Source organism: Pseudomonas sp. PS02288 (assembly GCF_029959715.1).
In the GTDB taxonomy this organism is placed as follows: domain Bacteria; phylum Pseudomonadota; class Gammaproteobacteria; order Pseudomonadales; family Pseudomonadaceae; genus Pseudomonas_O; species Pseudomonas_O kuykendallii.
Window position 1 is genome coordinate 16856 of the sequence record NZ_JASCPA010000044.1, and the last position, 10767, is coordinate 27622.

The 10767-nt window shown below is 57.7% G+C and carries 18 protein-coding genes; all 18 read right to left on the bottom strand.

Going from position 1 to position 10767, the window contains the following annotated elements:
• Positions 1 to 9: 9 nt before the first annotated feature.
• Positions 10 to 549: a 50S ribosomal protein L5 gene (rplE, locus tag QMX85_RS16640; protein ID WP_090225246.1), complete on the bottom strand. Its 540-nt coding sequence runs from the start codon at positions 547 to 549 to the stop codon at positions 10 to 12.
• Between the two features lie 20 nt (positions 550 to 569).
• Positions 570 to 884, bottom strand: coding sequence for a 50S ribosomal protein L24 (gene rplX, locus QMX85_RS16645; protein ID WP_090225244.1), 315 nt, complete (start codon positions 882 to 884; stop codon positions 570 to 572).
• Positions 885 to 896: 12 nt separating this feature from the next.
• The gene (gene rplN / locus QMX85_RS16650; protein ID WP_003289207.1) at positions 897 to 1265 is read right to left on the bottom strand and encodes a 50S ribosomal protein L14; all 369 of its coding nucleotides are present in this window, start codon (positions 1263 to 1265) and stop codon (positions 897 to 899) included.
• A gap of 23 nt (positions 1266 to 1288) precedes the next feature.
• Positions 1289 to 1555 carry a 30S ribosomal protein S17 gene (gene rpsQ / locus QMX85_RS16655; RefSeq protein ID WP_084339554.1) on the bottom strand — a complete coding sequence of 89 codons (267 nt, stop codon included), beginning with the start codon at positions 1553 to 1555 and terminating at the stop codon, positions 1289 to 1291.
• A 2-nt stretch (positions 1556 to 1557) separates the two neighbouring features.
• Positions 1558 to 1749: a 50S ribosomal protein L29 gene (rpmC, locus tag QMX85_RS16660; protein WP_090225242.1), complete on the bottom strand. Its 192-nt coding sequence runs from the start codon at positions 1747 to 1749 to the stop codon at positions 1558 to 1560.
• On the bottom strand, positions 1749 to 2162 hold the full coding sequence (rplP, locus tag QMX85_RS16665; protein ID WP_021209374.1) for a 50S ribosomal protein L16: 414 nt from the start codon (positions 2160 to 2162) through the stop codon (positions 1749 to 1751). The genes rpmC and rplP overlap by 1 nt, the downstream gene beginning before the upstream one ends.
• A 12-nt stretch (positions 2163 to 2174) precedes the next feature.
• Positions 2175 to 2861: a 30S ribosomal protein S3 gene (rpsC, locus tag QMX85_RS16670; RefSeq protein ID WP_090225240.1), complete on the bottom strand. Its 687-nt coding sequence runs from the start codon at positions 2859 to 2861 to the stop codon at positions 2175 to 2177.
• Positions 2862 to 2874: 13 nt separating this feature from the next.
• Positions 2875 to 3207, bottom strand: a complete 333-nt coding sequence (rplV, locus tag QMX85_RS16675) for a 50S ribosomal protein L22 (protein ID WP_003103908.1) — start codon at positions 3205 to 3207, stop codon at positions 2875 to 2877.
• A gap of 13 nt (positions 3208 to 3220) precedes the next feature.
• A complete protein-coding gene (rpsS, locus tag QMX85_RS16680; protein ID WP_090225239.1) occupies positions 3221 to 3496 on the bottom strand; it encodes a 30S ribosomal protein S19 in 276 nt (91 codons plus the stop codon).
• Between the two features lie 16 nt (positions 3497 to 3512).
• Positions 3513 to 4334, bottom strand: a complete 822-nt coding sequence (gene rplB, locus QMX85_RS16685; RefSeq protein WP_090225237.1) for a 50S ribosomal protein L2 — start codon at positions 4332 to 4334, stop codon at positions 3513 to 3515.
• 11 nt (positions 4335 to 4345) lie between these two features.
• Positions 4346 to 4645, bottom strand: a complete 300-nt coding sequence (gene rplW / locus QMX85_RS16690) for a 50S ribosomal protein L23 (RefSeq protein ID WP_090225235.1) — start codon at positions 4643 to 4645, stop codon at positions 4346 to 4348.
• Positions 4642 to 5244, bottom strand: coding sequence for a 50S ribosomal protein L4 (gene rplD, locus QMX85_RS16695; protein WP_090225234.1), 603 nt, complete (start codon positions 5242 to 5244; stop codon positions 4642 to 4644). The genes rplW and rplD overlap by 4 nt, the downstream gene beginning before the upstream one ends.
• A 14-nt stretch (positions 5245 to 5258) precedes the next feature.
• Positions 5259 to 5894 (bottom strand): 50S ribosomal protein L3, encoded by a 636-nt coding sequence (gene rplC / locus QMX85_RS16700; protein WP_090225233.1) that lies wholly within the window; start codon positions 5892 to 5894, stop codon positions 5259 to 5261.
• Positions 5895 to 5976: 82 nt separating this feature from the next.
• Entirely contained in the window at positions 5977 to 6288 is a 312-nt protein-coding gene (gene rpsJ / locus QMX85_RS16705; protein ID WP_003463313.1) for a 30S ribosomal protein S10, read from the bottom strand.
• Positions 6289 to 6434: 146 nt separating this feature from the next.
• Entirely contained in the window at positions 6435 to 7628 is a 1194-nt protein-coding gene (gene tuf / locus QMX85_RS16710; RefSeq protein ID WP_282342670.1) for an elongation factor Tu, read from the bottom strand.
• Between the two features lie 30 nt (positions 7629 to 7658).
• A complete protein-coding gene (gene fusA / locus QMX85_RS16715; protein WP_090231809.1) occupies positions 7659 to 9764 on the bottom strand; it encodes an elongation factor G in 2106 nt (701 codons plus the stop codon).
• A gap of 31 nt (positions 9765 to 9795) precedes the next feature.
• Complete coding sequence (gene rpsG, locus QMX85_RS16720) at positions 9796 to 10266, bottom strand: 30S ribosomal protein S7 (RefSeq protein ID WP_090231808.1); 471 nt, start codon at positions 10264 to 10266, stop codon at positions 9796 to 9798.
• Positions 10267 to 10365: 99 nt separating this feature from the next.
• On the bottom strand, positions 10366 to 10737 hold the full coding sequence (gene rpsL, locus QMX85_RS16725) for a 30S ribosomal protein S12 (protein ID WP_090231807.1): 372 nt from the start codon (positions 10735 to 10737) through the stop codon (positions 10366 to 10368).
• Positions 10738 to 10767 lie beyond the last annotated feature (30 nt).

Consider the following 10767-nt stretch of genomic DNA (forward strand, 5'->3'; position numbering starts at 1 on the left):
CTACTCCAATCAGTTGCGGAACGGGAAGTTGAAGGCGCGCAGCAGCGCACGACCTTCATCATCGGTACGGGCAGTGGTAGTCAGGGTGATGTCCAGACCGCGCAGTGCATCGATTTTGTCGTAATCGATTTCCGGGAAGATGATCTGCTCTTTCACGCCCATGCTGTAGTTGCCACGACCATCGAAGGACTTGGCATTCAGGCCGCGGAAGTCACGCACGCGCGGCAGGGAGATGGCGAGCAGACGATCGAGGAATTCGTACATCCGATCGCGACGCAGGGTAACCTTGATACCGATCGGCCAGCCTTCGCGCACCTTGAAACCGGCGATCGACTTGCGAGCGTAGGTAACAATGGCTTTCTGGCCAGTGATCTTCTCCAGGTCGGCAACAGCGTGCTCGATGACTTTCTTGTCGCCGATCGCTTCGCCAAGACCCATGTTCAGGGTGATTTTAGTAACGCGCGGAACTTCCATCACGTTCGCCAGCTGAAGCTGTTCTTTCAGCTTGGGCGCGATTTCCTTCCGATAAATCTCTTTCAGTCGTGCCATGGTGATTTACCTAGCGATGCTCAAGCATCGACCGCTTTTTGGGTCGACTTGAAGACACGAATTTTCTTGCCTTCTTCTACCTTGAAACCAACGCGGTCAGCCTTGTTGGTTTCGGCATTGAAGATGGCGACGTTGGAGACGTGCAGAGGCGCCTCCTTCTCGACGATACCGCCTTGTACGCCCGACATCGGGTTCGGCTTGGTATGGCGCTTCACCAGGTTGATCCCACCAACGACCAGACGGTCGTCAGCGAGAACCTTGAGCACCTTGCCACGCTTGCCCTTGTCTTTGCCGGCGATGACGATGATCTCGTCGTCACGACGAATCTTTTGCATGACGGCTTCTCCTTACAGCACTTCGGGGGCGAGCGAGACGATCTTCATGAACTTCTCAGAGCGAAGTTCACGAGTCACCGGCCCGAAGATACGGGTGCCGATCGGCTCCTGCTTGTTGTTCAGCAGAACAGCCGCGTTGCCGTCGAAGCGGATGATGGAACCATCCGGACGACGAACGCCGTGACGAGTGCGGACCACGACAGCGGTCATCACTTGGCCTTTCTTCACCTTGCCGCGAGGAATTGCTTCCTTCACGGTTACTTTGATGATGTCACCGATGCCGGCATAGCGACGATGCGAGCCGCCGAGCACCTTGATGCACATTACGCGACGTGCGCCGCTGTTATCGGCGACATCGAGCATGGATTGAGTCTGAATCATACCTTTCTCCGACCCTTAGTCTCTTAGACTTCCACCGCGCGCTCGACGACTTCCACCAGCATCCAAGACTTAGTCTTGGCCAGCGGACGGGTCTCGCGAATGGTGACCTTGTCGCCGATACGGCACTGGTTGGTTTCATCGTGAGCGTGCAACTTGGTCGAACGCTTGACGTACTTACCGTAGATCGGGTGCTTTACGCGGCGCTCGATCAGGACGGTGATGGTTTTGTCCATCTTGTCGCTGACGACACGGCCGGTCAGCGTACGGACGGTTTTCTGAGCTTCAGCCATGATCACTTACCTGCTTGCTGGTTGAGCACAGTTTTCACGCGAGCGATGTCGCGCTTCACTTGCGAGAGCAGGTGAGACTGCCCCAACTGGCCAGTTGCCTTCTGCATGCGCAGATTGAACTGGTCGCGCAGCAGGCCGAGCAGTTGCTCGTTCAGCTGCTGAACCGATTGTTCACGAAGTTCATTCGCTTTCATCACATCACCGTCCGCTTAACAAAGGAGGTGGCGAGCGGCAGCTTTGCAGCAGCCAGGGCGAATGCTTCGCGCGCCAGCTCTTCGGAAACACCCTCGATCTCGTAAAGCACCTTGCCCGGCTGAATCTGGGCTACCCAGTACTCGACGTTGCCCTTCCCTTTACCCATACGAACTTCGAGGGGCTTCTTGGTGACAGGCTTATCGGGGAAAACGCGGATCCAGATCTTGCCGCCACGTTTCACGTGACGGGTCAGGGCCCGGCGTGCGGATTCGATCTGACGAGCGGTGAGACGACCACGGGCTACGGACTTCAGAGCAAACTCGCCGAAGCTGACTTTGCTACCGCGCTGAGCCAGACCACGGTTGTGGCCGGTCATCTGCTTGCGGAACTTCGTACGCTTTGGTTGCAACATTTGGCGTACTCCTTACTTAGCGGCTTTTTTACGAGGCGCGGGCGCTTGAGGTTTCAGTTCTTCCTGGCGACCACCAATCACTTCGCCTTTGAAGATCCAAACCTTCACACCGATCACACCGTAAGTGGTGTGCGCTTCGTACGTGGCATAGTCGATGTCGGCACGCAGGGTGTGCAGAGGCACACGACCTTCGCGATACCACTCGGTACGGGCAATCTCTGCACCGCCCAAACGACCGCTCACTTGGATTTTGATGCCCTTGGCACCAATACGCATGGCGTTCTGTACAGCGCGCTTCATGGCGCGACGGAACATCACACGACGCTCCAGCTGCTGAGCAACGCTCTGTGCAACCAACATACCGTCGAGCTCCGGCTTGCGGATCTCTTCGATGTTGATGTGCACGGGCACACCCATTTGCTTGGTCAGGTCCTGACGCAGCTTCTCAACATCTTCACCTTTCTTGCCGATCACAATGCCGGGACGAGCGGTGTGGATGGTGATGCGTGCGGTTTGTGCCGGACGATGAATGTCGATACGGCTTACGGACGCGCTTTTTAGTTTGTCTTGGAGGTACTCACGAACCTTCAGGTCGGCGAGCAGATAATCGGCATAAGTGCGCTTATCGGCATACCAAACGGAGGTGTGCTCCTTGACGATTCCCAGGCGAATGCCAGTGGGATGTACTTTCTGACCCATCTGAACGACTCCGTTACTTGTCCGCAACCTTGACAGTGATATGGCAAGACCGCTTGACGATGCGATCAGCGCGGCCTTTGGCACGCGGCATGATGCGCTTCAGCGAACGCCCCTCGTTGACGAAGACCGTGGAAACCTTGAGGTCGTCCACGTCAGCGCCTTCGTTGTGCTCGGCGTTGGCTACGGCCGACTCCAGCACTTTCTTCATGATCTCGGCAGCTTTCTTACTACTGAAAGCCAGGAGGTTGAGCGCTTCGCCCACCTTCTTCCCGCGGATCTGGTCGGCGACCAAGCGGGCTTTCTGGGCGGAGATTCGAGCGCCCGACAGCTTAGCGGCTACTTCCATCGTTCCTTACCCCTTAACGCTTGGCTTTCTTGTCAGCCGCGTGCCCACGATAAGTGCGGGTACCGGCGAACTCGCCCAGTTTGTGGCCGACCATGTCTTCGTTCACGAGAACGGGGACATGCTGACGACCGTTATGCACAGCAATGGTCAGACCGACCATTTGCGGCAGGATGATAGAGCGACGCGACCAGGTTTTAACCGGCTTGCGATCGTTCTTTTCCGCCGCCACTTCGACTTTCTTCAACAGGTGAAGGTCGATGAAAGGACCTTTTTTCAGAGAACGTGGCACAGTCGTATACCTCTATTTACTTGCGGCGGCGGACGATCATTTTGTCGGTGCGCTTGTTCGCACGAGTCTTCGCGCCCTTGGTCGGGAAGCCCCATGGAGACACCGGATGACGGCCACCAGAGGTACGACCTTCACCACCACCGTGCGGGTGGTCTACCGGGTTCATTGCCACACCGCGAACGGTCGGGCGAACACCACGCCAGCGCTTGGCACCGGCTTTACCCAGCGAACGCAGGCTGTGCTCGGAGTTCGAGACTTCGCCCAGGGTCGCACGGCATTCGGACAGCACTTTGCGCATCTCGCCGGAGCGAAGACGCAGGGTTACGTAGACACCCTCACGAGCGACCAGCTGAGCCGAAGCACCAGCGGAACGCGCGATCTGTGCACCCTTACCTGGTTTCAGCTCAATACCGTGAACGGTGGAACCGACCGGAATGTTGCGCAGCTGCAGAGTGTTACCGGCCTTGATCGGCGCGTGAGCACCAGAGATCAGCTGGTCGCCAGCGCTCACGCCCTTCGGCGCGATGATGTAACGACGCTCGCCGTCTGCGTAAAGCAGCAGAGCGATGTGCGCGGTACGATTAGGGTCATATTCGATACGCTCAACGGTGGCAGGAATGCCATCCTTGTTGCGACGAAAATCGACGAGACGGTAATGCTGCTTGTGACCACCACCGATATGACGGGTAGTGATGCGACCGTTGTTGTTACGGCCGCCGGACTTCGACTTCTTCTCCAACAGGGGAGCGTAAGGCGCGCCTTTGTGCAGGTCCTGGTTGACAACCTTGACCACGAAACGGCGGCCAGCGGAAGTCGGTTTGCATTTAACGATTGCCATGATGCACCCCTTTACTCAGCGCTGTTGGCGAAATCGAGATCCTGGCCCGGCTGAAGAGCGATGTACGCCTTCTTCCAGTCGTTACGCTTGCCCAGGCCGCGAGCAGTACGCTTGGTCTTGCCCTGAACATTCAGGGTACTGACCTTGGCGACTTTCACGCTGAACAGGCTTTCGACGGCCTTCTTGATTTCCAGCTTGGTTGCATCAGTGGCAACCTTGAAAACGAATTGGCTCTTGCTGTCCGCCAGCCCGGTGGCTTTCTCGGAGACGTGCGGACCAAGCAGCACTTTGAATACGCGTTCCTGGTTCATCCCAGCAGCTCCTCGAATTTCTTCACGGCCGACACGGTGATCAGCACCTTGTCGTAGGCGATGAGGCTGACCGGATCGGAACCCTGGACATCACGCACATCAACGTGCGGCAGGTTGCGGGCAGCCAGGTACAGGTTCTGGTCGAGCGCATCGGTAACGATCAGCACGTCGTTCAGACCCAGGCCATCCAGCTTGCTCAGCAGGCCTTTGGTTTTCGGAGCATCGACGGCGAAGTCTTCAACCACGACCAGACGCTCGGAGCGCACCAGCTCGGAGAGGATGGAGCGCAGAGCTGCGCGATACATCTTCTTGTTGAGCTTCTGCGAGTGATCCTGCGGCTTGGCAGCGAAGGTGGTACCACCGGAGCGCCAGATGGGGCTGCGGATTGTGCCAGCACGAGCACGACCGGTGCCCTTCTGACGCCACGGCTTCTTGCCACCGCCGCGAACCTCGGAGCGGGTCTTCTGTGCGCGAGTGCCTTGACGGCCACCAGCCATATAGGCAACGACAGCCTGGTGAACCAGAGTCTCGTTGAACTCGCCACCGAAAGTGCTTTCGGAAACTTCGATCGCCTGAGCGCCATTTACATTCAATTGCATCTCAGCATTCCCCCTTAACCGCGAGCCTTGGCAGCCGGACGCACGACGACATCACCGCCGGTAGCGCCAGGAACGGCACCCTTGACCAGCAGCAGATTACGTTCAGCATCGACACGCACAACTTCCAGGGACTGTACGGTCACGCGCTCAGCGCCCATGTGACCGGACATTTTCTTGCCCTTGAATACACGACCAGGAGTCTGGCACTGGCCAATGGAGCCCGGGACGCGGTGGGATACGGAGTTACCGTGAGTGTTGTCCTGACCACGGAAATTCCAGCGCTTGATGGTACCGGCAAAGCCTTTACCCTTGGACTGACCAGTGACATCCACCAGTTGGCCCGCCTGGAAAATTTCAGCATTGATCTGATCACCAGCCTGGTAGTCGCCTTCTTCAAGACGGAACTCCCAGACGCCACGACCAGCAGCGACGTTCGCCTTGGCGAAGTGACCGGCTTGCGCCTTGGTCACGCGAGAGGCACGACGCTCACCGACAGTTACCTGCACGGCGCGATAGCCATCGCTCTCTTCATTCTTGAACTGGGTGACGCGATTCGGCTCGATCTCAATGACCGTGACCGGAATGGAGACACCATCTTCGGTGAAAATGCGGGTCATGCCGCACTTACGACCGATTACACCAATAGTCATGTTGTAACCTCATGAGTGTACGGGGCTTTCACCCGCTATGGCCGCCCATTTCAGAGCGTTACACGACTAGCTCCGAGGGGAGTTAGCCGAGGCTGATCTGCACTTCAACGCCAGCCGCAAGATCGAGCTTCATCAGCGCGTCGACGGTTTTGTCCGTCGGCTGAACGATGTCCAGCACACGCTTATGGGTACGAATTTCATACTGGTCGCGCGCGTCTTTGTTGACGTGCGGAGAAACCAGAACGGTGTACCGCTCCTTACGGGTAGGCAGAGGAATCGGACCACGCACCTGAGCACCAGTACGTTTCGCGGTTTCCACGATTTCCTGGGTAGATTGATCAATCAGGCGATGGTCAAAAGCCTTCAACCGAATACGGATTTGTTGGTTTTGCATTTGACAGACTCCAAGTTGCCTTCCCCACCGAGCGCAATACGCCCGATAAAAGGAGGCGTGATTGTACGGATGCACTCTTGGGGTGTCAATAAATGATCAACAAATAGAAAAGGCCCCCGAAGGGGCCTTTTCACAGCGACCGTCGATTACTCGATGATCTTGGCAACCACGCCGGCGCCAACGGTACGACCACCTTCGCGAATCGCGAAGCGCAGGCCGTCTTCCATGGCGATCGGAGCGATCAGGGTGACAACCATCTTGATGTTGTCGCCCGGCATTACCATCTCTACGCCTTCCGGCAGTTCGCAGTTACCGGTTACGTCGGTAGTGCGGAAGTAGAACTGCGGACGGTAGCCTTTGAAGAACGGGGTGTGACGACCGCCTTCTTCCTTGCTCAGCACGTACACTTCAGCTTCGAACTTGGTGTGCGGCTTGATGGTGCCCGGCTTGGCCAGTACTTGGCCGCGCTCGACGTCTTCACGCTTGGTACCGCGCAGCAGCACGCCAACGTTCTCGCCAGCACGACCTTCGTCGAGCAGCTTGCGGAACATTTCAACGCCGGTACAGGTGGTCTTGGTCGTGGCACGAATACCGACGATCTCGACTTCTTCCTGGATCTTGACGATACCGCGCTCGACACGACCGGTTACCACAGTGCCGCGACCGGAGATCGAGAACACGTCTTCGATCGGCATCAGGAACGGACGATCGATGGCACGCTCGGGCTCCGGAATGTAGGAGTCCAGGGTCTCGACCAGCTTACGAACGGCGCTAACGCCCATTTCGTTGTCGTCCTGACCGTTCAGCGCCATCAGCGCCGAGCCGATCACGATCGGAGTGTCGTCGCCCGGGAAGTCGTAGGTCGACAACAGGTCACGCACTTCCATTTCGACCAGCTCGAGCAGCTCGGCGTCATCGACCATGTCAGCCTTGTTCAGGAACACGACGATGTAAGGAACGCCAACCTGACGCGACAGCAGAATGTGCTCGCGGGTTTGCGGCATCGGGCCGTCGGCAGCCGAGCAGACCAGGATGGCGCCGTCCATCTGCGCAGCACCGGTGATCATGTTCTTCACATAGTCAGCGTGACCGGGGCAGTCGACGTGAGCGTAGTGACGAATGGCCGAGTCGTACTCAACGTGGGAGGTGTTGATGGTGATACCGCGTGCCTTTTCTTCCGGCGCGTTATCGATCTGGTCGAAGTTACGCGCGGAACCGCCCCAAGTCTCAGCACAGACTTTGGTCAGAGCAGCTGTCAGCGTGGTCTTGCCATGGTCGACGTGACCGATGGTGCCGACGTTGACGTGCGGTTTGTTACGTTCGAATTTTTCCTTAGCCACGACAGTAAACCTCTTACTTAAAGGGCTGAATCAACCTTGTTTTTTGACAATGGCTTCGACGATGTTCGACGGAGCCTCGGAGTATTTCGAAAATTCCATGGAGTAGCTAGCGCGACCCTGGGACATGGAGCGGACATCGGTCGCATAACCGAACATCTCACCCAACGGAACTTCGGCGCGGATCACTTTACCGGAAACCGTATCTTCCATGCCCTGAATCAGGCCGCGACGACGGTTCAGGTCACCCATCACGTCACCCATGTAGTCTTCAGGCGTAACAACTTCAACCTTCATGATCGGCTCAAGCACAACGGCGCCGCCTTTCGCGGACAGTTGCTTGGTCGCCATGGAGGCAGCCACCTTGAACGCCATCTCGTTGGAGTCGACGTCGTGGTAGGAACCATCGAATACAGTCGCCTTCAGGCCGATGAGCGGATAACCGGCAACAACGCCGTTCTTCATCTGCTCTTCGATACCCTTCTGGATGGCCGGGATGTATTCCTTCGGAATCACACCACCCACCACTTCGTTGACGAACTGCAGGCCTTCTTGACCCTCGTCGGCCGGCGCGAAGCGAACCCAGCAGTGACCGAACTGGCCACGACCGCCGGACTGGCGAACAAACTTGCCTTCGATTTCACAGGACTTCGTGATTTTCTCACGATAGGAAACCTGCGGCTTGCCGATGTTGGCTTCGACGTTGAACTCGCGGCGCATACGGTCGACCAGGATATCCAGGTGCAACTCGCCCATGCCGGAGATGATCGTCTGGCCGGTTTCTTCATCGGTCTTGACGCGGAACGACGGATCTTCCTGGGCGAGCTTGCCCAGAGCGATACCCATCTTTTCCTGGTCGTCCTTGGTCTTCGGCTCAACAGCTACCGAGATGACCGGCTCCGGGAAGTCCATACGAACAAGGATAATCGGCTTGTCGGCCGAGCACAGGGTGTCACCAGTGGTGACGTCCTTCATGCCGATCAGGGCCGCGATGTCGCCAGCGCGCACTTCCTTGATCTCTTCGCGGGTGTTGGCATGCATCTGCACCATACGACCCACGCGCTCTTTTTTGCCCTTGACCGAGTTGATCACGCCGTCACCGGAGCTCAACACGCCCGAGTAGACGCGCGCGAAGGTCAGGGTACCCACGAACGGGTCGGTAGCGATCTTGAACGCCAGAGCCGAGAAAGGCTCGCTGTCGTCTGCATGACGCTCCATTTCGACGGACTCGTCATCCGGGTCGGAACCCTTGATGGCAGGAATGTCGACGGGAGCCGGCAGGTAATCGACAACGGCGTCGAGAACCAAGGGAACGCCCTTGTTCTTGAACGAGGAACCGCAAACGGCAAGGACGATTTCACCAGCGATGGTGCGCTGACGCAGGGCGGCCTTGATTTCCTCGTTGGAGAGCTCTTCGCCTTCGAGGTACTTGTTCATCAGCTCTTCGTTGGCTTCGGCCGCAGCCTCAACCATGTTGCTGCGCCACTCTTCAGCCAGCTCCTGCAGCTCGGCCGGGATCGCTTCGCGACGCGGGGCCATACCCTTGTCGGCGTCGTCCCAGTAAACCGCTTCCATGGTCATCAGATCGATCTGACCCTGGAAGTTGTCCTCGGCACCGATGGCCAACTGGATCGGCACCGGAGTGTGACCCAGACGCTGCTTGATCTGACCGACGACACGAAGGAAGTTCGCGCCGGCACGGTCCATCTTGTTCACGTAGACAAGACGCGGAACGCCGTACTTGTTGGCCTGACGCCATACGGTTTCCGACTGCGGCTCGACACCGGAGGTACCGCAGAACACCACGACCGCGCCGTCGAGTACGCGCAGCGAGCGCTCTACTTCGATGGTGAAGTCAACGTGCCCGGGGGTATCGATGATGTTGAAGCGATAGCTGTCTTTGTGCTGCTTAACGGAACCCGACCAGAAGGCGGTAGTAGCGGCGGAGGTGATGGTGATACCACGCTCCTGCTCCTGCACCATCCAGTCCATGGTCGCGGCGCCATCATGCACCTCGCCCATTTTGTGGTTTACGCCGGTGTAAAAAAGGACGCGCTCGGTGGTGGTGGTTTTGCCAGCATCCACGTGGGCGACGATACCGATGTTACGGTAGCGGTTAATCGGTGTAGTACGAGCCATAAAGCCCTCGCAAAGTTAGTGGGTGCAGGACTTAGAAACGGTAGTGCGAGAACGCTTTGTTAGCTTCAGCCATCCGATGCACGTCTTCACGCTTCTTCACAGCAGCGCCTTTGCCTTCCGAGGCGTCCAGCAGCTCGCCAGCGAGACGCAGAGCCATGGACTTCTCGCCGCGCTTGCGCGCCGAGTCAACCAGCCAGCGCATGGCCAGCGCATTACGACGGGACGGACGAACTTCGACCGGAACCTGGTAAGTCGCACCGCCTACACGGCGGGACTTCACTTCGACCAGCGGAGCGATGGCGTCGAGAGCTTTCTCGAAGAGTTCCAGGGGGTCAGCGTTCTTGCGCTCTTTGACCTTGTCCAGAGCACCGTAAACGATGCGCTCGGCCACGGCCTTCTTGCCGCTTTCCATCACGTGGTTCATGAATTTGGCGAGAATCAGACTTCCGTATTTCGGATCGTCAAGGATCTCGCGCTTGGCTGCTACACGACGTCTTGGCATTGATAAGCCCTCAAACGGTCTTCAGGTAGCTCGGAACAATAACGCTCTGGTTACGCCCGACCTTACTCTTATCGACTCAAATAAATAGGATGAAACGGATTACTTCGGACGCTTGGTGCCGTACTTCGAACGACCCTGGTTACGACCCTTGACACCGGTGGTGTCGAGCGAGCCGCGAACAGTGTGGTAACGCACACCGGGAAGGTCTTTTACACGACCGCCGCGGATCAGCACCACGCTGTGCTCTTGCAGGTTGTGGCCTTCACCGCCGATGTAGGAGGTGACTTCGAAGCCGTTGGTCAAACGTACGCGGCAGACTTTACGCAGTGCCGAGTTCGGTTTCTTCGGCGTGGTGGTGTACACGCGGGTGCACACGCCACGGCGTTGCGGGCAGTTCTGCAGCGCGGGCACGTCGGATTTCTCGACGATGCGCTTGCGCGGCTGACGTACCAGCTGGTTGATCGTTGCCATCTATAAGCTCCACTGTTGTCTTTCGACGCT